Here is a 22310-nt window from a genome sequence, read left to right as displayed (position 1 = left end):
TTTCCAAACATCAGATATGCGCGACATCAATTGAACCACTACATCTAGTGATAAAAATTGATGTCAACCACAAAGTTTGGTGGACGAGCCCGAAATTTTCCCCTTATAGTCCTGCCCACGGACAGGACGGTTCCAAGGGGGGACAACCAAGGAACCACCACCACAGATTACCGAATTCCGTTCGCCCAATCATGGCCGTTTATAAGGGCCAGGGGGCAGCGTATGAGCGTTGAGCAAACTATATAATGTTCAGGCCGTGTTGGTGCTTATGCGCACGACATCAAGTCTGACCAAAACGGAGCAGACCATGCGGATCAGCAGAAAGTTCACCCAGGAAGGTGTCAGCCCCTACGCAGACATCGATTTTCGTAAGTCATCCTGCGTCATCAAAAACCCCGATGGATCGGTGGTCTTTGAAATGAAAGATATCGACGTCCCGTCCTCCTGGTCGCAGGTGGCAAGTGACGTCCTGGCGCAGAAATACTTCCGAAAGGCGGGTGTTCCGGTCGCGCTGAAACCGGTCAAGGAAAAGGACGTTCCGTCCTGGCTCTGGCGTCAGGCGCCCGACAAGGCCAAGCTCGAAAAAATGCCATCAGAGTCCCGCTACACCAGCGAAACCAGCGCCACCCAGGTCTTTGACCGCCTTGCGGGCACCTGGACCTATTGGGGCTGGAAGGGCGGCTATTTCGATGCCGAATCCGATGCCCGGGCCTTCTTTGATGAAATGCGCTATCAGCTCTCCCACCAGATGGGCGCGCCGAACTCGCCGCAATGGTTCAATACCGGTCTGCATTGGGCCTACGGCATTGATGGCCCGGCGCAGGGTCACTCCTATGTTGATTTCAAAACCGGCGAACTGACCAAATCGGCCAGCGCGTACGAACATCCGCAGCCCCATGCCTGCTTCATCCAGTCGGTTTCCGATGACCTCGTCAACGAGGGCGGCATCATGGATCTCTGGACCCGCGAAGCCCGCCTGTTCAAATTCGGTTCGGGCACCGGTTCGAACTTCTCGAATGTGCGCGGCGAAGGCGAAACGCTCTCGGGTGGCGGCCGTTCTTCCGGCCTCATGAGCTTCCTTAAAATCGGGGATCGCGCTGCTGGTGCGATCAAGTCGGGCGGCACCACGCGCCGTGCGGCCAAGATGGTCGTGGTTGATATCAACCACCCGGACATCGAAAACTATATCGACTGGAAAGTCGTCGAAGAACAGAAGGTCGCAGCCCTCGTCGCCGGTTCGAAACTGGCCGAAAAGCACCTCACCGACGTTCTCGCGGCCTGCACCAACTGGGACGGTGCCGCCGATTCCGAGGATCGCTTCCTGCCGCGTGCCAACCCGCAGCTCAAAGAAGCCGTGCTGGCCGCCCGTGCGGTGATGATCCCGGACAGCTATATCAACAAGATCATCGAATTCGCCCGTCAGGGCTTCACCGAAATCAGCTTCAAGACCTATGACACCGATTGGGACTCCGAGGCATACCTGACCGTTTCAGGTCAGAACTCGAACAACTCGGTTCGCGTCTCGAACGACTTCCTTCAGGCTGTTCTTGATAATGGCGACTGGGAACTGATCCGCCGTACCGATGGCAAGGTTCATAAAACCCTTGCCGCCCGCGAATTGTGGGACAAGGTCGGCGAAGCCGCATGGGCGTGCGCCGATCCGGGCATCCAGTACGACACCACCATCAATGAATGGCACACCTGCCCGAATTCGGGTCGCATCAATGCGTCCAACCCGTGCTCGGAATATATGTTCCTTGACGATACCGCCTGTAACCTGGCGTCGCTCAACCTGATGAATTTCCGTTCTGACGACGGTGGTGTTGACGTCGCGGCATATGAACATGCCGTGCGTCTCTGGACCGTTGTTCTGGAAATCTCGGTTCTGATGGCGCAGTTCCCGTCGGATCGTATCGCCGAACTGTCATATCGTTACCGCACGCTTGGCCTTGGCTATGCCAATATTGGCGGCCTGCTCATGAGCATGGGCATCCCGTACGACAGCGACGAAGGCCGTGCGATTGGCGCATCGCTTACCGCGATCATGTGTGGCGTTTCCTATGCCACCTCGGCCGAAATGGCGTCTGAACTCGGTGCCTTCCCGGGCTATGCCGATAACGCCAAGGAAATGCTGCGTGTCATGCGCAACCATCGTCGTGCCGCACACGGAGAACAGGAAGGCTACGAAGGTCTTTCGATCAATCCGGTGCCGCTGGTTGCCGCTGATTCTCCTTATGCCGAACTCCCGATTGCCGCACGTGCCGCATGGGACAAGGCGCTGGAACTGGGCGAAAAACACGGTTACCGCAACGCACAGACCACCGTTATCGCCCCGACCGGCACCATCGGTCTGGTCATGGATTGCGACACCACCGGGATCGAGCCGGACTTCGCCCTTGTGAAGTTCAAAAAGCTTGCCGGTGGCGGTTACTTCAAAATCATCAACCGCACCGTTCCGGTTGCACTCGCCACACTCGGCTATACCGAACGCCAGATCCGTGACATTGAAAAATACGCGGTCGGTCATGGCACCCTGGTCGGTTCGCCAACCATCACCCATGACGATCTCAAGGCCAAGGGCTTTGACGATGACGCGATTTCGAAAATCGAAGGCGCACTTGCCAACGCATTCGACATCAAATTCGTGTTTAACAAATACACCTTTGGCGAAGAATACTGCGTCAAGCAACTCGGCCTTGATGCCAAGGCACTCAACAGCATGGACTTTGACATGCTGGCCGCCCTTGGCTTCGACAAAAAGCAGATCGAACTGGCAAACACCTATGTTTGCGGCGCGATGACGCTCGAACAGGCCCCGCATCTGCGGGACGAAGACCTGCCCGTTTTCGATTGCGCCAACCCGTGTGGCCGTATCGGCAAACGTTACCTGTCGGCTGAAAGCCACATCCGCATGATGGCCGCGGCACAGCCGTTCATCTCGGGTGCGATTTCGAAAACCATCAACATGCCGAACAATGCCTCGATCCAGGATTGCAAGGACGCCTATATGCTGTCCTGGCGTCTCTGCCTCAAGGCAAACGCGCTCTATCGTGATGGCTCGAAACTCAGCCAGCCGCTGAACTCAGCCCTGGTCGAAGAAGACGATTACGCCGATCAGCCGACTGCTGCCAAGGCCGCCGCTGTTTCCGAACAGATCGTCGAAAAAATCATCGAACGCGTCATTCGTGGCGACCGTCGTTCGCTGCCGTCGCGCCGCAAGGGGTATACCCAGAAGGCCACCGTCGGCGGACACAAGGTCTATCTGCGCACCGGTGAATATGAAGACGGCAAACTTGGCGAAATCTTCATCGACATGCACAAGGAAGGCGCTGCTTTCCGCTCGCTGATGAACAACTTCGCCATCGCGGTTTCCATCGGCCTGCAATATGGCGTGCCGCTTGAAGAATATGTCGAAGCCTTCACCTTCACCCGCTTCGAGCCGTCAGGCATGGTTTCCGGGAACGACGCCATCAAAATGGCAACCTCGATCCTTGATTACATGTTCCGCGAACTGGCCATTTCCTATCTGGGCCGTAACGACCTCGCCCATGTCCAGCCGTCCGACGTTCTGCCGGACGCCGTTGGCAAGGGCGTGGCTGAGGGCGACCTTGGCGAGGAAGCCAAGGCCGAAGACCGCGCGATTGAAACCATCCGCAAGGTCGCATCCAGTGGCTTCGTGCGTCGCAACCTTTACGTTGTCGATGGCGGTGCGCCGGTCGAAGAACGCGTGGTGATGAAAGCCACCGGCACCGATCATGCCCACTCGCATGACCACAGCCATCAGGCCGAAACCGCCAGCATCGCAACCACCGCTGCCCCGACCAGCAGCGAAACCGCGATCCTGAACGCCAGCGAAGAAGTCATGTCGGCCACGGATGCCAAACTGGACCGCATCCGCGAAGCCCGCATGAAAGGCTACGAAGGCGACGGCTGCCCCGAATGCGGCAACTTCACCCTTGTGCGCAACGGCACCTGCCTGAAATGCGACTCTTGCGGCAGCACGACGGGCTGCTCGTAAGAACTCTGGCACCGTCGCAAACCTGATCTGATCAGCAAACCGGCCGGGATTGATTTCCCGGCCGGTTTTGTTTCGCCCCAAGGTTGACAAAACACAATCATGCGCATCATTATTTAGAAAAATATCATCTATATGCGAGGCATTTTATGCTTGATAGCAACCCTGCAGCTTATTACGACCATTTGAAATTTATCAGTCGTCAAAAGGTTGCAGATAGCTTTATCAAGCGTTTCCGAAAAACTGGCGGACCGCATAGCTGGGATATTGTTACTCTGTCCTCAGTAAAGAAAAATGCATTGGACTTCGCCCGAATTGAGTGGCCCAAGCACTATAGCAACGCGCCAAATTTCAATGGTTTTCCAATCGGTTGGCCTGAAATTTATCACAAATTTTCATATCGACCGTCTTTCTTCGATTTGGCAATCTGGCAACACATTGCTGGCGAAGACGTTCTTCAAGGACTATGTATAGGAAGACCCTCACGGGGCAAGACCCACCTGACCATTAACTGGATAGAGAGGTCTTTTGCCCCAAACTACTTTCGAGGTGGCATCTTGTTGCCCACTCTGGCATGCGCATATGAGTATGCAAGATTGCTGGGATGCAGAAGAGTCTTGATAAAGAATCCTATTGACTCTGATATATATGAAAAGTACGGATTCACCCCGTTTTCTCTAAGAGGGGCCTGCGGAACCTACTTGGGTAAGGAGCTAGAACATGACTAGCAGCATTTTGGCAGAGAAAGTTGATTTTGCAGTCGATCAGTCTGACGACATCGCAAAACAGGTTACTGCTGCGCAAAAGCGTGCTGAACAAGTCTACAGCCCGGAAGTTAAGACCCTTGTTGACGAGATCAGTGACGAACAATGGCAGTCTTGGGATGCATCGGAAGAATATGCAATCCTGATGGATTCAGACCTTGATGAAGAGGATCTGAACGATAGCGACTGTCACGATCTAAAGTAGCTCCGTCGCGATTTTCCTTTACAAGAGCCTTGGCTTAAGCTGAGGCTTTTTGTTTTTGGTGAAGATGACATACACAAAAGAAACCGCGCTTATCGTCCTTGACGTGCAAAAGGCCATCGACGATCCGAAATGGGCGTCAAAAAACAATCCCGGCTATGTCGATAAAATCGTCGATCTGCTGGCCGCCTTTCGCGCAGCCAGCCTTCCGGTGATCCATATCCGTCATGACGAACCCAATCCCGCCTCGACCTATCACACCGATGGTCCCGGCAACGCGATCAAACCCGAAGTCGCCCCGCTGCCGGGCGAACCGGTCATTGCCAAAAACGTCAATTGCGCCTTCATCGCCACCGATCTTGAAAAATACCTGCACGATCATGGCATTACCCGCCTGATTTTTACCGGCGTCGTCATCCACAATTCGATGGATGCCTCGATCCGCGTCGCGCACTGTCTGGGTTTTGACGCCATCCTGCCGCTTGATGCCACCACCGCGATTGACGTGACCGACGCCAAGGGTATCCGTCACGATGCGCAAACCGTGTTTGACCTGTTTGCCGCGGTTCTGGGATCGGAATATTGCGCGCTTTCGACCACGGATGACGTGATCGCCGCCCTGCCCGCATAACGACAGTGCGGCCCGAAAACCGGGCCTTCTATCCACTTTGCGCAACGACCATCCACTTAGTGTCAAGAAACGACACAATCCCCCCTTTAAGCATAGCCCCCACAATGCGCCGCCCCTAAAGCTCTTGCAACGGACCGATCTATCGGCACCGATCAAAAAGGACATGGGCATGGCGAACAATGCATAAGATCAGAAGCACCTTCAAACAGGAACGATCTGATCGTTCGCACCTCGCCGCGTGCAAATCTGTCGTGAAAAAAGGGCTTTGTGCGCTGGCCCTGACAGGCTTGTCGCTGCCCTTTGCCAACAGCGCCTTCGCCATTAGCGTCGGTTGCGGTTTTTGGAACCTTACAATTAGCACCAGCGCCATAGTGACTTCCAACGAAGTTTTTAGCGCGTGGGAGGTCGCCAAGGTCACCTTCACACATCAAAGCGGCAATTCGCCAAACAACTACACCTTCACCTATACCGACAACAATAACGCCGCCAATTCGCGGTCTGTCACGCCCGGCAGCACCATCATTGGCGACACCGTCACCCTCACCCTCCAAATCCCGGCCGATACGACAGACGGCAAGCTTTCCATAAAGGCCCTTGGCGCGATGTACAACATGACCGCAACCTGCGTTGCCGGAACAGAACCGGTCGCGGAAGCAGAAGAGTTAAAATCCTCCGCCAGCACTACCTCCGCCGTTATCAATGCCGTTTCGCGCTCCCAAACCACGGTCATTCAACAGAATATCAGCGCGCGGGTCTCATCCGCGATCAGCACCACCAACAATGCCAATATCGATAACGTGCCCGCCCGAACCGCCTCAATGGTCGAAACCGGCCCCCATCGCACCAGCCCGACCGACACAACGCCCGATGATGATCGCAACACCAACAGCATCACCGACCAAGATGATGCCCTGCGCCGTATCGCGATGATGGGCAGTTTTGACAGCTCCACCGGACAGGGCATGCAGATGCTTGGCCTTGGCCCGACCGATCAGGGCACAACCGGCGGGGCAAGCGGCATTGACGGGCGTTCGGCCTTTGCCACCACCACGCCCTTTACCGTCTGGGGCCATGGTTCCTTTACTGCGGTCGATAACGACCATGTCAATGGCACCACCGACAGCCGCTATGACGGCGATGTCTGGGGCTATAATATCGGGCTGGATTACCGTTTTGCCGATGCGCTGATTGCCGGCCTGTCACTTGGCTATAACGATACCGACCTGACCACCGCCTTTAACAATGGCAGCTATCAGGAAACCGGCTGGGTCGCATCGCCCTATGTCATTTACCGCCCGATGGAAAACCTGACCATCGCGGGCGAAGCCGGATATGGCATGGGCGATATTGACGTCACCCGCGATAATGGTGCGGTATCGGGCAATACGGAATCCGATATGTGGTATGCCGCCCTGACCACCTCTTATCGGGCCCGCCCGATTGAAACCCTGCCCGTGTCCCTCACCCCGTCACTGGCCTTTATCGCCGCACGCAAGACGGTTGATGCCTATCGTGAAAGCGATGGCACAAACAATGATACAAGCCGATCCAACACCCGGCAGATCAGACCGGCCATCGAGGCCGCCTATGACTTCACCCCGACCCAAAGCCTGACCATCTCGCCCTTCCTTGAAACCGGCCTGATCCCTGATTTCACCGATGAAATCAACAATGACAAAACCGCGTTCAATATCGGCGGCGGTGTGCGACTGTCTGACCGCCTCACGGGGTTGGATGCCGCCCTTGAAGGCAACTATCTTGCCGGGCGTGCGGATTACACCGAATACACCATCGGCGGCACGGTGACTTATGGCTTTACCCTGACCGGGGATGATGGCCGATCCCTTGGGATCGTCACGCCATTCTTTGCCAGCAACCTCAACGAATATGGCAATCAGCGCATCCGCACCGGATTGGGCTTTGATACCGGTCCGCTTACCAGCGAACTTGCACTCAGCCACATGATGTCGGTTGCCAATGATGATGACGATACCGACACCAGCAGGCTCGAAATCCAGATATCGATGCCTTTCTGATCGCAGGCACGCAACCAGAAGCCCCCGGTCACAGGCCGGGGGTTTTGCGTTTCACCATACATCCAGCCAGATCAATTATTTACCCGCGGGAACAACTGCGCGAAAGCCGCGTTGTGATCTCAGTTACACAAGTCCCGCTTTCGGGACACGCGCAAACGCAAACAAAAATAACAGGAGTCCCCAATGCCCATCAGTCGTATTGCCGGCATCGTCATCTGCGTCATCGGCATTGCCCTTTTGATCGTTGGTCTCAACGCATCCGATAGTGCCGCCGACCAGCTCTCCGAAACCTTCCTCGGCAGCTACACCGATGAAACGCTCTGGTATCTGATTGCTGGTGGTGCCGCCGCAGTCGGGGGCTTCATCATGATGATGTTTGGTGCCAAGGCCCGCTGATCCTTCCCGATCCGGCTGTTGTCATTGTTTCCCCAAACCGCCCTTTCGCGGGTGATGGCAACACACTGTTGACGAACGGTGACTGGTCAGGTGGACCAAACAGGCACATATTCGCAATCAATGTTTTGTGAATGTCGAGGTGCCCCACCATGACCAGTCCCGTTGCCCCCTCTGTTTCTGCCGCCCCGCAGGACAATCTCGCGCCGATCTTCATCTCGCACGGATCGCCGATGCTGGTTGCGCGCCAAACCACCCCGGCATTCGATTTCTTTGCCCGCGATCTTGGCAATCAGTTTGATGGCGCGCGCGCCCTCCTGATGATATCGGCCCATTGGCAGACCGCGACACCGACCATCTCGACCGCGGCCCGCCCGGAAACCATCCACGATTTTTACGGCTTTCCCAAACCGCTTTATGACCTGCATTATGATGTTGCGGGCGATCCCGCACTGGCATCCGAAATCGCCGGTCTGATCGGGGCAGAAACCGATGCCGCGCGCGGTCTTGATCACGGCGCATGGATGCCATTGATCATCGCCCGCCCCGGTGGCGATATCCCGGTATTTCAGCTCTCCATTCTGGCCCATGGCAGCCCGGCGGATCATTATGAACTGGGTAAAAAGCTGCGCGGCCTGCGCGATCTTGGCGTTCTGGTGGTTGGCAGCGGGGCGATGACCCATAATCTGCGCGCCCTTGACCGCAACGAAGGCCCGATTGATCCGTGGGCGCAGGAATTCACCAACTGGATGCTGGGCAAACTGGCCACCCGTGATATCGATGCCCTGCTTGATTACCGCGCACAGGCCCCGCACGCCGCCATGGCTCATCCCGAAGACGATCATCTGATGCCGTTTTATGTGGCACTCGGTGCAGCGGACGAGGGTTTCATGCCTGAAACCCTGCATGACAGTTTTGAATTCGGCAACCTTGCCATGACGGCCCTGCGCTTTTACGATCCCCAAAGCGCCACGGCGGCGGCCTGATCACACCGATCATAAGGGCCGCCCGAAACAAAGCGGGATGCCATGCTGTCACAACACCAGACCACCCTTGGAATCGCCACCACCGGACAGGGCCTGCTTGAATTCACCGATCAGGTCCAGTCTTGGCTGCAACAAACCGGCATCAAAACCGGTCAGGTGACGATCTATTGCCGCCATACATCCGCCAGCCTGACGATCCAGGAAAACGCCGATCCCGATGTCGTGCTGGACCTCGAAACCTTCTTTGCAAGGCTGGTCGAAGAAAACCCCAGCCTCTATCGCCACACCGCCGAGGGGCCGGACGATATGCCGGCCCACATCCGGGCCAGCCTCACCGATGTGTCACTGACCATCCCGGTCACAAACGGTCGTGCGGTTCTCGGCACATGGCAGGGCATTTACCTGTTCGAACATCGCCACGCACCGCACCGCCGCCAGATCACCCTGCATCTGATCGGGGAATAAGCCCGGCTTGCCGCCTTACGCCGCCATTTCCGGCCGACGCAGCCAGATGCCCTTGATCTGGGTATCAAGCAGGCTGCGCAAGGTCGCGCACATATCCTCGCAATCGTAATTCTCCGCCCCGACATGTTCATGGATGGTGAATAAAAACAGGGCGATAACGGTTTTGTGGATTGCTGCGGGTTCAATTGCCGGGTTCAGTTCCCCGTCAAGCTGCCCATCCTCGATCAGGCGCATCACCGCATCAATCAGGCCGCTACCGCGCATCAGTTCCTTGACCGCCCCCTTGCGCGGTGAAAACACCAATTGCTGCAAAATCACCTGCCAAAGTCCCGGCTGCAACGCGATCTGCGCAAAGCGATAGGATGCGATATGCATCAGCTTGTCGACAAAGCACCATTCGGGCTCCATCGTATGCAGCCCCTGCTTGATCGCATCAGCCAGATGGTCGCCCACACTGGAAATCAGCAATTCTTCCTTGGTCGGGAAATGACTGAAAATCGTGCCTTCGGCAACCCCGGCTTCCTTGGCGATTTCGCGCGTGGATGTCCCGTCATAACCCTGCGCGTCAAAGCATTTGCGCGCCGCAATCAGGATGTTTTCACGCGTCTGTTCGCGTTTGGTGGCACGGCTGTTCACACCGGTCTGCATAAGACATCCCCTGTTTAATTGAGCATACTCAATGAGCATACTCAATTAAACCTGATGCCTGCCGCTGTCAATTGCCAGTCATTTCGGGCTGCGTTTCAAGCTCCGCCTGATAGGTGGCGTTTTCGCAAGGAGCAAAGATATCCTGCCCCTTGCGATAGACCGATGTTTCAACCCCCATCACGCCCAGCACGGTTGAAAACACATTGTCATGCGAAAAACTGCCGGTTCTGGCCTGATCGCTAAGACAGACGCGATTGATCCCGTGATCGGCGACAAACCCGTCAGACGCCCAGACAAACATCGGCACCCGCGTCTGTTCGTCCGGGGCAAACATGTATGGCGCGCCATGAAGATACATGCCGCTTTCGCCAAGCGATTCCCCATGATCGGACACATACAGCAGCACGGTATTGTACCGATCCTGATAGGACTGCAACCGTTCCACCAGCCTTGAAATCACAAAATCGGTATAGCGGATCGTGTTGTCATAGGTATTGATCAGCTCCTGCTGCGTGCAGTTTTCAATATCGCTGCGCGGGCAGTCGGGGGTGAAAAACCGGTGTTCATCGGGATAACGTTTGTAATAGGTCGGCCCGTGGCTGCCCATCAGATGCAGGGTCACCAGCCGGTCGCCCGCCATCGCGGCAATCTGTTCGTCAAGCCCGTCAAGCATCACCTCGTCATGGCAGGTGCCATTACCGCAATATTGCGGGAAATCTTCGGGTTTGATGTCAACATTGGGGATGCGGTCACACGCCCCTTTGCAGCCTTCGTCATTTTCCTTCCAGAACACCGAAACACCGGCCTTCGCGACCACATCCATCAGGCTTTCGCTATGGCTGGCGACCTCGCCATTGTAATTTGCATGATCCATGACCGAAAAAATGCACGGCACCGAAACCGCTGTTGCCGTCCCGCAGGACCGCACATCCTGAAACGCCAGCATCCCCGGTATTTTACCGGTAAATTCCGATGTCGGGCGGGCATAGCCATTGGCCTGCACACTTTGCGCCCGTGCGGTTTCCCCGATCACCAGGAACATCAAAGTCGGCTTGCCGTTGCCCGCGACCTTCACCACCTGATGGGCGTCATTGCCGACCGTCTGGAATGGCATCGATGAAGATACATAGCGCCGTTTGACATACTGAATACTGCCCGTCACGTAATTGACCGGCGAAACTTCCTTGCCCAGCACCTTGTGATTGCGCCCGACCGATGCGTAATCCTTGAAATAAAGCCCGGCAATCCCGCCAAAAAGCACCAGCGGCACCGCCATCATCGCCACCCGTTGCACAAACCCGCGCAAAACACTGCGCGGATAGCGCACCGGCAGCAGGAACAGCAAAATCACCGGCGCGATCCCGGTCCCGATAAACCAGATCGCCGATTGCTCATTCAGATACGAAAACGCTTCGGCTGAATTGGTTTCGACCACATTTTCAATCATGCCGCGGTCAAACACGATGCCATATTTGACCATCGCATAATTCGCAAGCGCACCGGTAATCAGCAGCAGGGCAAAAAACGGCTTCAAAAGGTATCTGAACGAAAACGGCGTGAATAAAACGATAGACCCCAGCAGCAAAACAAACGGCGCACTGGCCGCAAAGCCAAGGTCATAGGCGTCAAGCTGCCCGAGGATTTGATAAAAATGCCCCAGAACCTTCCAGTTCAGGACAAGCGCGAAATAAACCGCCAGCCCGACAATGACAAAGCGATAATCAATCGGCGAAAAACGTGATCGCATCCGGTTAAAAAAGCGAACAGGAAGGCTGAAACGGGACATCGGCACTCGCACAAAAGGGGCAAATGCCCCACGTCTGCGCTGCAATATGTGTCCGCGTTTGGCAACCGGACCAACAATGCCGGGATCAACCCGATCACGTGGGGCAACCGGTCAAACCAACCGGCCCCCGATTGCTATCAATCGAAACTGACAGCAACCTGAACGGAGCTTTCCTGCGTTGGCAAAACGGGGTTCAGGCGGTTTTGGCGGCCCGCTTGCGCATTCTGCTTTGCCGAAGTCCAAGGTAACTGTGCGTCGCCAGTGTGACGATCACGATTGACCCGCAAATCAATGTCGTGCGGCTGGGCACCTCATCAATCACCAGCCACACCAGAAGCGATCCGAAAATCGCCTCGTTCAGCATGATCAGGCCTGCCTCGGCGGCCGGGATTTTCTTGGCACCGGCAGTAATGAACAGAAACGACAGCGGCAACACCACACAGCCCAGCAGGATCAGCCAAATCGGGTCAAGCGGCTCAAGCGCCATCGGGCTGGCATTGGGTACCATCACCAATGTCGCCAGAAACGCGCCCACCATCATCGCACGCACCGCATCGATATGAATGCGCGTACCCACCACATTGAAATAACACGCCATGCAGATCGCCGTGCCAAGCGCCAGAATATCGCCAAGCGTATTGGCCCCGCCAAACCCCGCCCCGACAATCGCCGCAAGCGACACAAACACCACGACGGATGCAATCCATGTCCGCACGGCCAGAACGCGCTTGAACACAAATACCGCAATCAGGGCCGATAATAACGGGGTCGCGGCAATGATCACCAATGTATTGGCCGCATCGGTATTGCGGATCGACAGGATGAAACACGCACTTGTCCCGCCATAAAACAGCCCGGCCAGCATTTCATCGCGGGTCGGCATCATCGCATGGCGCAATGACTGACGGCGACGCATCCCGCGCCAGAACGCGATGAGGGCAAGTGTGGACCCAAGGATCAGCAACCGCCAGAACGCGGTTGTCATGTCATCGGCCTTGACCAGCCTGACCAGAAGCGCATCGGGACTGATGATCAGAACCCCGATCAGCACAAGCCACGCACCGTGCAAATCGGCAATTTTAAACCGTCCTGATCCCATTTCGTCCGCGTCCCCTGATTGTTTTATGCCATCCGTTTACGGCTTGGCTTTCTTGTGCGACGGATTGGGGTATATGACAAATCCAAATTTCTCATCAATCGATCAGCATTGCTTATGGACGGCTCCACCGCGCCATGCCATTTCACACAAAAGAAATGGTTTTGTTTGCGCGCCAAGGCCGATAAGTTGGAACCGTTTTCGCCACACCCAATCACGAGGATCAAATCCATGGCCGGAAAAATCGACGCCCGCCTTGCCGAACTCGGCATCACCCTGCCCCAGGCAAACGCCCCGGTTGCCAATTACGTGCCCTATGTCCGTTCCGGCAATCTTGTGCATGTCTCGGGTCAGATCACCATGGAAAACGGCGAACTGAAATTCATCGGCAAACTTGGCCGCGATTATCAGGTCGAAGACGGCCAGAAAGCCGCCCGGCTTTGCGCGCTCAACCTGATTGCACAGGTCCGTGCCGCGATTGGCGATCTTGATAATGTCAAACGCGTCGTCAAACTGAATGCGTTCGTCAATTCCGACCCCGCCTTCACCGATCAGCCCAAGGTTGTTAATGGCGCATCCGACACCATGGTCGAAATCTTTGGCGAGGCCGGCAAGCACGCCCGTTCTGCGGTTGGCGTCGCGTCCCTGCCGCTCGGCGTTGCGGTCGAAATCGACGGCATCTTCGAAGTCGCGTAAATACGCCCTTCGCAAACATCCAAAAGCCGGGCACATGCCCGGCTTATTGGCAAAGAGTCCGCTCAAAAAAACCGATCAGATCGGCATTGAAAACATTCTCGCCCGCGCTATCGGGGACATGCCCCTGATCTTCATAAAGATGCACCTCCGGTGCACGCCCCGCAGACCGAAGTCGCGCGGTCAATCTTTCGGTCATGTGCGATGACCAAACCTTATCCTTTTTGCCATGCGCCAGAAAAAACGGCCCGTCGTAATCCTCTATCGCAATCGGTGTGGTCGGCAGCAGACAGTCCGACGCCCCCTTCCACGTCCAGGCCCGCTCCGCAGGGTCCCATTCCTGAAACCCCGGATCGCCTGAATCACGAAAACGTCGTGCATCAAACGCCCCGCAAATCACATCCGGCGGTGCCAGAGCCGCAACCGCATCAGGAAGGCCGCTTTCGCCATCGCGCACCATAAGCGAGGTGACAAGCAACGCATGTTCTGCCCCGCGCGACACACCAAACAGCCCGACTTTCGCGTCCGAAAACGCAAATGCACGCAACGCGCGGAATGCTTCCATTGTCCGCTCCAGTGGCACATTGGTGATGCTGCCTGCATTCCACGCGTTCCCGCCATTGGAATAGGGAAACGGAAATGCCAGAAAACCGTGCGCGGCCAACATGACAGCATTGCGATGGCTCCAGCCCGAATAACCACCCTCCGACCCATGCAGCAACATAACCGCAGGAAACGGCCCGTCGCCTGCCGGGCCATAGGTCGTCCCCCAATCAGGGATAAGCCGTCTTACAATCGCGAGCTTCATTCTACCGTTCCTGTTTTAGAGAACACCACAATCAAGGATGCCCAGACCACAAACAGACTACAACCCAAAACAGAATCTTGCCCGGCGATTTCATTGTTCAGCCACAACCAAATTTCCCCCTTGACCTTACCCTTACTTGAGGTTCTATGAACAAACGCATCACGAATTCAGGAGAATGGCGATGCGTGTTTTTATTCTGGGCGGAAGCGGCCTGATCGGGGCGGCGATTGTGCGCAATCTGGTTTCGGCCGGGCATCATGTCTTTGCCCTGGCACGCAACGAAAACAGTGCCGCCCATCTTGCCGTCATGGGCGCATGGCCGATCCGCGGCGACATTCACAATCCCGGCCCGTGGTGCGATAAACTGCCCGTTGTCGATGCCGTCATCCATGCCGCATGTGATTTTTCCGCCGATATGGGCGCGGTTGATGCCGGGATGCTGATCGAATTGCTGCACGTTCTGCATCGCCAATCCGGGCCAAAGGCCCCCGCCCTGCCACGCTTCATCTATACTGGCGGAAGCTGGCTTTACCCCGCGATGAAATCTTCTGACGCCATCCATGATGAAAAAACGCCCTTTGCCCCGGTGCCGGGTTTTGAATGGATGGTCGCAGGGCTCACCAAAATCCTGTCCGATCCGGCCCTGCATGGCATGGTGATCCATCCCGCCACCGTCTATCGCACCGATCCGCCGTCTCGCACCCGCCCGACCTTGCCGGGCGGGGCGCTTCATGACATGGCCCGCAGGGCGCGCGATGAAAACCGCGTTCGGATTGTTGGCGATGGGCCGGGGGATGAAGTCGTCTGGCCGCTGATCCATGCCGATGATCTGGCCGATCTTTATCGGCTGGTGCTTGAAAACGGCGAACGCGGTCAAAGCTATATCGGGGTTGGCATCGAAGGTATCGCGACTGGCGATCTTGCCCGTCAGATCGCGCAAACCTTTGGCCGGGCCGATTGCGAGATCGAGCATATCAGCCCCGATGACATCGCCCGCGAATACGGGCAATGGGCGCTTGGCCTTGCGCACAGCCACCGCATGACCAGCCAGAAGGCGATCCGCGAACTCGGCTGGCAACCGCGCCATACCGATATCGCGCGTGACCTGCAAAGCTGCTGCGGGGTTTCCGCAGCAGCCTAATCCTCAAATCCGGCCAAGCAATACCAGCGCGACCACGATAATCAGCACGACGCCCAGCAAACCGATGCTGGTGTGACCAAAACCATAGCCATACCCGCCAAAGCGGCCGCTAAACCCGCCCAGCAGGAAAATCACGAGCAGAACGATAAGGATAATACCTACTAATGACATTTGGATCGTCTCCTGTTTTGTTTAAAATAATAAAGTGAATCTTGGCTTTATTCTTGCGGCCCGTTTGGCGTTTGCTGATGCGAAAGCCGCAGCCACACACCGTCATCGTTCAGATAGGTCGAGGTACAAAGTGCTTCGTAAATCGGGTCTTCGGCCCGTTCCGCCGAGACGCAATAGGCCAGAACCGCAACATCGCCCTTGCGCGTGATCGCAAGATCGCTGAATGCCACCGTCCGCCATCTTTGGGCGACCGCGTTGTTGCGCCAGATCGCCTCATCCACCAGAATACCCGCCGGATAGGGCAAAACCGCAATCGCCCCCTTGGCCGTCAGGTGATGAACACCATCCGCCCCTTCGGTCCAGAACTTCTTTTCAAGCACCCATAGATCGTCTTTGTCTGTCATCAATTGGCCTTTGCGCACAATTTGGGAATCAATCCGCAGAAGAAGCATCAGGCTTGGCGGCGGATGGGGCTTCTATTTGCCGAACCAGAAAACGGCGACCTGAATCACCAGAAACGCAATCGCGACCATCAGATAAAGCCGGTTGCCAAGGATATCGGGCAGTATTGTGCCTGTGCCTGTGCCTGCGTTTGCCTGACGCGTGCGATCCGCCAGCTCCCCGCCGGGCAGGGATGCGATCATTCGGCTTACCGCGTCGGCACGTTCGGCAATCACCGATGGCACATCGGTAAAGCGCGCAACAAGCCCGTCAAGCCGTTCCCACGCGGATTTTTTCGGCAGCGCCGCAAGGTCGGATGCCTCCTGCCACGGATCAACACCAAGCCGTGCCAGCATCGACAGAACCGTAACACTGGTCCCTTTGCTGTCATCACCAACCGGCATTTGCAGGAACTGGTCGTATTTTGTGTCAAGACCGATAGACGAGGAATAATGCGCCACAACAAGCCCCTTGACCAGCACGGTTCGGATCGGCCAGACAGACCATCCCGAAGTGTTCCCCCGAAATACTCTGGGGCTGGAAAAGAAACACCTGTCGGATATTGTAGTCGCCAATTGTATTTTCAGGACTGATGCAGGTTAGGGTTGTTGTTGAAAATCGTGCTGAAATCCTAATGCTTGCCGCTGATCGCGTTAAGCCCGACCACCCCGCCAATGATCATCAACAGGAAAACCGCCTTTAATACGCTCATCGGTTCCTTGAAAAACATCATCCCGATCACCGCCACCGCCGCCGTGCCAAGCCCCGACCACACCGCATAGGCCGTGCTGACCGGGATCGTGCGCAACGTTAATGACAGCACCCAGAAACTGACCCCGTAAAGCGACAGGCTCAAAACCGCAAACCGCCAATCGGTAAAACCGTTGGAAAATTTAAGCGACACCGTCCCGACCACTTCAAGGCAGATCGCGCCCAACAGATAAACCCACGCCAGCATTACCAACCCCTTCACGGTCAAAGATTTGTGCGCCCAAAATGGCCAAAACCAACGCGCGGGGCAAGCCATCCGTCGCGATAATTTTCGACCTGCCCCGATCTGCATCAAACCACCTGCCAAAGCCATTGCGTATAACTGCACGCCAAGGCACATTGCGGGCACATTGCGGCCCGGCCACCAACATGCGACACTGCGCCCGGATTTGAAGCCCGAATAAAACAGGGATAATGACATGATCGAAACCGATATTCTGATTGCAGGCGGCGGCATCGCCGGCATGAGTGCGGCGGCCCGCTTTGCCGCCGACGGCCACAGGATCATGATTGTCGATCCCGCCCCCGCCGACATTGGCGAGGGGACGGACCTTCGCACCACCGCCTTCCTGCAACCGGGCATCGATACCCTTAAAAAGGCTGGTGTCTGGGACGCGATCAAACCCACGGGTGCCGAACTTCGCGTCATGCGCATTGTCGATGCCGGGGGCACTGAAATGACCCCGCGCGAAACCGCCGATTTTGATGGGGCCGAAACCACGCAGGGCTTCTTTGGCTGGAATGTCTCGAACAAGGCCGCGCGTGTTTCGCTGATGGCGAAACTTGAAACGCTGCCCAATGTCGATTTCCGCTTTTCCACCACCGTCACCGGCTTCACCGGCACCGCACGTTATGGCGAGGCCACATTATCCGGCGGCGAAACCGTCCGCGCCAAGCTGGTCGTGGCCGCCGACGGCCGCAATTCATCGCTTCGCGAATTTGCCGGGATCAAGCATCGCCGCTGGGCCTATGATCAAAGTGCGCTGGTCTTTGTCGTCACCCACGACAAACCGCATGACAATATCTCGACCGAAATCCACCGCACCGGCGGGCCGCTGACCCTGGTTCCCATGCCCGATCTCAATGGCAAACCCTGCTCGTCCGTCGTCTGGATGACGCCCGCCGACCGCGCCCAGCAGCTTTACAATATGGATGACGCCACCCTTTCGGCTGAAATCACCCGTGACACCATGTCGATGTTTGGCCCGCTTACGGTCGCAAGCCCGCGCGCGGTCTGGCCGATGATATCACAGGTCCCGTCACGCCTGATTTCGGCAAGGCTTGCATTGGTCGCCGAAGCCGCCCACGTCGTCCCGCCGATTGGTGCGCAGGGGCTTAACATGAGCCTGCACGACATCGAAACCCTGGCCGACCTGATGGCAAAGGCCAAGCTCAAGGGCGAGGATATCGGGGCCACCACGTTGCTTAAATCCTACGAACGCAAACAGCTTCCCAAAACGCTCGCACGGGTTGGCGGCATTGATCTGCTCAACCGCGCATCCATGTTCGAACCCAGAACACTGCGCGATCTGCGCTATGCGGGCCTCACCGCCATCAACCGCATCGGCCCGCTGCGTAAACTCGCGATCAAGGTCGGGGTGGGGAAATAACTTAGCCCCACCCGGTTCCGCCAAAACAGTCAAACAATCAGCTTCCCATCCGGCCCGAAAAACGGATGTGGTCCGTCATACCGGTCAAGATAGGCCAGATGCGTCATCAAATTATGCTGCCCCGCATCCCACACATGCAGATGCATCGCGGGCGGTTCCATGACAAAGGCCGATGGTCCATCGGCGCGTAAATCAAACGCCACCTGATGGGCGACCGACGGGCCGATCATCAACGGCACCCCGGCCCAGATCGTATGGATCGGGCGATGCACATGGCCACAGAAAATCGCCTTGATCCGGTCACGATGCACCGAAACGATTGCCGCGAGTTCTTCCGCACCTTCGCCCAGATTTTGCGCGTCCATATGGGCAATACCGGTCACAATCGGCGGATGATGCATGAAAATCGCGCAATCCCGGCCATCCCCGTCCAGAAGCACATCGCGCAGCCAGTCAAGCTGTGTCTTCCCCAGAACGCCACCCGGTTTGCCTTCATCAAGCGTATCCAGCGCAATCAGGCGCAGCGGAAAATCATCGACCACATAATTCACAAATCCGGTATCGGCCCCAACCGGCGTGGCATCGGGAAAAGCTGCCCGCAGCGGCCCGCGTCGGTCATGGTTCCCCGGCACCATGAAATACGGGATCGTCAGTTTGGTCAGGATTTCCGCTACCAGCGCATATTCTTGCTGGTCGCCAAGGTCGCCAATATCGCCGGTAAACAGCACCACATCGGGGCGCGGCACCATCGCCATCACATGGGCAACCGCCTTTTCAAGCGCGCCTGCGGTATCCACCTTGCGATAGGCAAGCCTGCGGCCCGCCCCGATATGCAGGTCGGTCAATTGTGCAATCAGCATTTTCTTTGATTTCTTTCTTTTGTTTTATGACTGGGCCGCAACAGCGGGAAAAACCGTCAGCCGGTCGGCATTGACCCGGCAATGCACATCGGCCCCGGCTTCAATCACGTCATCGGCATGGGTATCCATCGTGATCGCCTGCGGGCCAATCCCCGACACGGTCAGTCGCAACCGTTCACCCAGATACGAAACTGCCTCGACCCGGCCGGTAAAATGCGCCTCGCTCAGGTCACAGGGCGAAAGCCCGTCCGCCCGGAAATAAAGCTCCACCGGGCCCTGATCGATAATCGCGCCATGACGCGGATCAAACGCATCGACCGCATCAAAAACATGGGTCCCGATATGCAATCGCCCGTCGCGCATCTGCCCTGTCATCCGGTTGGCCGCGCCGACGAAATCGGCGACAAACGGGTTTTGCGGCTTGCGGTAAATCTCGCGCGGGGTGCCGATCTGCGCGATCTCGCCCTTTTGCATCACCACAATCCGATCCCCCAGCGCCATGGCTTCTTCCTGATCATGGGTGACGTAAACCGCCGTAATGCCAAGCTTGCGCAGAAGCGCATTGATCTCGGTGCGCAACCTTACGCGCAGTTTCGCATCCAGTGCGGTCAGGGGTTCGTCGAGCAACAAGACACGCGGCTGCACCGCAATCGCGCGCGCCAATGCCACACGCTGGCGCTGCCCGCCCGAAAGCTGGTCAATCCGCCGGTCCGCCAGCATATCGATATGCATCATTTCCAGCATCGCATCGACGCGTGCATCGCGTTCTTTGCCCGGCACCCCATGCACCTTAAGCCCATAGGCAACGTTTTCCGCCACCGTCATATTGGGAAACAGCGCATAGGACTGAAACACCATGCCGACCCGGCGTTTTTCAATCGACTGGCGGGTGACATCATCCCCGTCAAAGCTGATCACACCGCCCGCGTCAGAAAATTCCAACCCGGCAATCATGCGCAAAATCGTCGTCTTGCCGCATCCCGACGGGCCAAGCAGAACAATCGTTTCCCCGCCCTCAATCGTCAGGTCAAAGGGGGCCAGGGCGCGCGTGCCATCGGCAAAGGTTTTCGCACAATTGCGAAGTCTGATCTGCGTACTCATAACGTATCCTCCGCCGTATCAATGCGTCTGGATGCGCGACTGCCCCGGTTGGCAAGTGCCTGCATCGCAATCAGCAACGGCATGATCAAAACAAAGAAAATCAGGGTATAGGCACTGCCGATTTCAAGGCGCATGGATGCATAGGCATCGGCAAGACCAACCGGCAATGTCTTGGTTAACGGCGTATGCAGCATCCAGGTCAGGTTGAATTCCCCGATGGAAAGCGTCACCACCATAAGCGCCCCTGCCAGAATACCCGGCTTGGCATTGGGCACGATCACGCCAAAGAACCGCCGCCAGAACCCGGCCCCAAGGCTTGCCGCCCCTTCTTCCAGCATCTTCATATCCATCGCTGCCATCACGGCCGCGACAGAGCGCACCATGAAAGGCAGGGTAAACAAAACATGCCCGGTCAGGATGAAAAGCCAGCTTGATCTGTATCCACTGACCCCGCCATAGGTGATCAGCAACGCCAGCGCCAATGCCAGCCCCGGTATGGCCACCGGAAGTGTCAGCAATTCCTCAAACAGCCGCATCATCCGGCTGGGCCGTCGCACCAGCACATAAGCCAGCGGCACACCCGCCACCAACGTCACCACAAGGCACGCCATCGCAATGCCAAGCGACAGCAGGATGCTTTGCGCATAAAGGTCCCAGACCTCGAAGATCCAGCGCAACGTCAATCCCGACGATAGCCCCTTGAACACATTGACCGTCACCCCGGCCAATGCCGACATCACCACCGGCACCACGATAAACAGGCACAGCACAATCGTCAGGCCAAGCTGGCTGTAAAATTTCCCGTCACGCCGCATGATCACGCTCCCCCACCGGTGCCCGATGTCGCACCATTACCAACAAAAATGCGCACCGCGGCCAGAACCGCCCATGTCATCGCACCCAACGCGATGCTGAGCGCCGCTGCCACCGCGATATTGGCGTTTCGGGTAAATTCGGTATAGATCACCATCGGCAGAACATCGATATCGGTCGCCAGCGTAAAGGCCGTGCCAAACGCCCCCATCGCGGTCGCAAAACAGATCGCACCCGACGACACAAGACCGGGCAGAAGCCCCGGCAGGATCACATCCCGGACCACCCGCCATGTCGGAGCACCCAGCGACCGGGCGGCTTCTTCAAGCTGCGGATCAAGCTTCTCGGCCGATGCCATGACGGCCAAAATCACCCGCGGGATCGAAAAATAAAGATAGCCGACAAACAGCCCGGTGATTTCATAGGCAAAGACGATCTTCTCGCCCCAAAGCGCATCCGTGACCGACCCGATCACGCCCTGCCGTCCCGCCAGCATGATCACCATGAACCCAACCACCGTCCCCGGAAACGAGAGCGGCAGGGTCAAAAGGGCGGTAATCACATTGCGCCCGGCAAACCGGTTGCGCACCAGAAACAGCCCGCAAATCCCGCACAGAATAAGCGCCGTCACCGTCACCCCCGCCGACATCACAAGCGTCTGGATCAAACTGGCGAGATAACGCTCATTTGTCAGGATCACGAAATAGGTCGCAAGCCCGTCCGGCCCATCCGCCACCCGCATCGCCACCAGCGCCATCGGAAGGATAAAAAACGCCGCCACAATGATCAGGCCGGGCAACATCAACAATGCCAGAATGGCCGGGCTTCCCGCCCCCGGCGTTGCCCGCCCGAAAACACGGGATAATAAAGACAATGGGA

General features: G+C 56.9%; 23 protein-coding genes. 11 read left to right on the top strand and 12 right to left on the bottom strand.

The window, feature by feature from the left end; translation table 11 throughout:
• Nucleotides 1–307: 307 nt before the first annotated feature.
• The 8 genes from IT971_RS07375 (at nt 308) to IT971_RS07340 (ending at nt 9492) form a co-directional block, all read left to right on the top strand.
• Nucleotides 308–4018 carry a vitamin B12-dependent ribonucleotide reductase gene (locus tag IT971_RS07375; RefSeq protein WP_063093441.1) on the top strand — a complete coding sequence of 1237 codons (3711 nt, stop codon included), beginning with the start codon at nt 308–310 and terminating at the stop codon, nt 4016–4018.
• Between the two features lie 146 nt (nt 4019–4164).
• Nucleotides 4165–4743, top strand: coding sequence for a hypothetical protein (locus IT971_RS07370; protein WP_063093362.1), 579 nt, complete (start codon nt 4165–4167; stop codon nt 4741–4743).
• Nucleotides 4736–4984 carry a hypothetical protein gene (locus IT971_RS07365; protein WP_063093361.1) on the top strand — a complete coding sequence of 83 codons (249 nt, stop codon included), beginning with the start codon at nt 4736–4738 and terminating at the stop codon, nt 4982–4984. Before IT971_RS07370 ends, IT971_RS07365 begins: the two co-directional genes overlap by 8 nt.
• 64 nt (nt 4985–5048) lie before the next feature.
• Nucleotides 5049–5612, top strand: coding sequence for an isochorismatase family protein (locus tag IT971_RS07360; RefSeq protein ID WP_063093440.1), 564 nt, complete (start codon nt 5049–5051; stop codon nt 5610–5612).
• A gap of 179 nt (nt 5613–5791) precedes the next feature.
• Nucleotides 5792–7648: an autotransporter outer membrane beta-barrel domain-containing protein gene (locus IT971_RS07355; protein WP_196871138.1), complete on the top strand. Its 1857-nt coding sequence runs from the start codon at nt 5792–5794 to the stop codon at nt 7646–7648.
• Between the two features lie 183 nt (nt 7649–7831).
• Nucleotides 7832–8044, top strand: a complete 213-nt coding sequence (locus IT971_RS07350) for a DUF3185 family protein (RefSeq protein WP_063093359.1) — start codon at nt 7832–7834, stop codon at nt 8042–8044.
• A 149-nt stretch (nt 8045–8193) separates the two neighbouring features.
• Entirely contained in the window at nt 8194–9027 is an 834-nt protein-coding gene (locus IT971_RS07345; RefSeq protein WP_063093358.1) for a class III extradiol ring-cleavage dioxygenase, read from the top strand.
• A 42-nt stretch (nt 9028–9069) separates the two neighbouring features.
• On the top strand, nt 9070–9492 hold the full coding sequence (locus tag IT971_RS07340; protein ID WP_063093357.1) for a secondary thiamine-phosphate synthase enzyme YjbQ: 423 nt from the start codon (nt 9070–9072) through the stop codon (nt 9490–9492).
• A gap of 15 nt (nt 9493–9507) precedes the next feature.
• On the opposite strand, the gene IT971_RS07335 is transcribed toward IT971_RS07340, so the two are convergent.
• From IT971_RS07335 to IT971_RS07325, 3 genes are all read right to left on the bottom strand, one after another.
• Nucleotides 9508–10140 carry a TetR/AcrR family transcriptional regulator gene (locus IT971_RS07335; RefSeq protein ID WP_063093356.1) on the bottom strand — a complete coding sequence of 211 codons (633 nt, stop codon included), beginning with the start codon at nt 10138–10140 and terminating at the stop codon, nt 9508–9510.
• A gap of 67 nt (nt 10141–10207) precedes the next feature.
• Nucleotides 10208–11926, bottom strand: coding sequence for a phosphoethanolamine transferase (locus IT971_RS07330; RefSeq protein WP_223305053.1), 1719 nt, complete (start codon nt 11924–11926; stop codon nt 10208–10210).
• A 193-nt stretch (nt 11927–12119) separates the two neighbouring features.
• Nucleotides 12120–13025, bottom strand: a complete 906-nt coding sequence (locus IT971_RS07325; protein WP_007091978.1) for a DMT family transporter — start codon at nt 13023–13025, stop codon at nt 12120–12122.
• A 228-nt stretch (nt 13026–13253) separates the two neighbouring features.
• On the opposite strand from IT971_RS07325, the gene IT971_RS07320 reads away from it, so the two are divergent.
• Nucleotides 13254–13718, top strand: a complete 465-nt coding sequence (locus IT971_RS07320) for a RidA family protein (protein ID WP_007091979.1) — start codon at nt 13254–13256, stop codon at nt 13716–13718.
• 43 nt (nt 13719–13761) lie between these two features.
• On the opposite strand, the gene IT971_RS07315 is transcribed toward IT971_RS07320, so the two are convergent.
• Nucleotides 13762–14523 carry a S9 family peptidase gene (locus IT971_RS07315; protein ID WP_063093355.1) on the bottom strand — a complete coding sequence of 254 codons (762 nt, stop codon included), beginning with the start codon at nt 14521–14523 and terminating at the stop codon, nt 13762–13764.
• Nucleotides 14524–14704: 181 nt separating this feature from the next.
• On the opposite strand from IT971_RS07315, the gene IT971_RS07310 reads away from it, so the two are divergent.
• Nucleotides 14705–15664, top strand: coding sequence for an NAD-dependent epimerase/dehydratase family protein (locus IT971_RS07310; protein ID WP_063093354.1), 960 nt, complete (start codon nt 14705–14707; stop codon nt 15662–15664).
• Nucleotides 15665–15667: 3 nt separating this feature from the next.
• Here IT971_RS07310 and IT971_RS07305 read toward each other — a convergent pair whose 3' ends face one another.
• From IT971_RS07305 to IT971_RS07290, 4 genes are all read right to left on the bottom strand, one after another.
• Entirely contained in the window at nt 15668–15835 is a 168-nt protein-coding gene (locus tag IT971_RS07305; RefSeq protein WP_065701942.1) for a DUF3309 family protein, read from the bottom strand.
• Between the two features lie 47 nt (nt 15836–15882).
• Nucleotides 15883–16239 (bottom strand): hypothetical protein, encoded by a 357-nt coding sequence (locus IT971_RS07300; RefSeq protein ID WP_063093438.1) that lies wholly within the window; start codon nt 16237–16239, stop codon nt 15883–15885.
• A 72-nt stretch (nt 16240–16311) separates the two neighbouring features.
• Complete coding sequence (locus IT971_RS07295) at nt 16312–16737, bottom strand: hypothetical protein (RefSeq protein WP_139190012.1); 426 nt, start codon at nt 16735–16737, stop codon at nt 16312–16314.
• A 170-nt stretch (nt 16738–16907) separates the two neighbouring features.
• Nucleotides 16908–17234, bottom strand: coding sequence for a multidrug efflux SMR transporter (locus IT971_RS07290; protein ID WP_037987828.1), 327 nt, complete (start codon nt 17232–17234; stop codon nt 16908–16910).
• A gap of 232 nt (nt 17235–17466) precedes the next feature.
• Here IT971_RS07290 and IT971_RS07285 point away from each other — a divergent pair, with 232 nt between their 5' ends.
• A complete protein-coding gene (locus IT971_RS07285) occupies nt 17467–18657 on the top strand; it encodes an FAD-dependent oxidoreductase (RefSeq protein ID WP_063093352.1) in 1191 nt (396 codons plus the stop codon).
• Between the two features lie 29 nt (nt 18658–18686).
• Here IT971_RS07285 and IT971_RS07280 read toward each other — a convergent pair whose 3' ends face one another.
• From IT971_RS07280 to IT971_RS07265, 4 genes are read right to left on the bottom strand one after another with little or no spacing between them, the layout of a single operon-like run.
• On the bottom strand, nt 18687–19517 hold the full coding sequence (locus IT971_RS07280) for a phosphodiesterase (RefSeq protein WP_063093351.1): 831 nt from the start codon (nt 19515–19517) through the stop codon (nt 18687–18689).
• Between the two features lie 24 nt (nt 19518–19541).
• Nucleotides 19542–20618: an ABC transporter ATP-binding protein gene (locus IT971_RS07275; RefSeq protein ID WP_063093350.1), complete on the bottom strand. Its 1077-nt coding sequence runs from the start codon at nt 20616–20618 to the stop codon at nt 19542–19544.
• Entirely contained in the window at nt 20615–21433 is an 819-nt protein-coding gene (locus IT971_RS07270; RefSeq protein ID WP_063093349.1) for an ABC transporter permease, read from the bottom strand. Before IT971_RS07270 ends, IT971_RS07275 begins: the two co-directional genes overlap by 4 nt.
• 2 nt (nt 21434–21435) lie before the next feature.
• Nucleotides 21436–22305: an ABC transporter permease gene (locus IT971_RS07265; protein WP_269061594.1), complete on the bottom strand. Its 870-nt coding sequence runs from the start codon at nt 22303–22305 to the stop codon at nt 21436–21438.
• Nucleotides 22306–22310 lie beyond the last annotated feature (5 nt).

Origin of the sequence: Thalassospira sp. B30-1 (genome assembly GCF_015767575.1) — a bacterium.
Classification (GTDB): Bacteria; Pseudomonadota; Alphaproteobacteria; order Rhodospirillales; family Thalassospiraceae; genus Thalassospira; species Thalassospira xiamenensis.
This window is presented reverse-complemented; position numbering and strand designations above follow the sequence as displayed.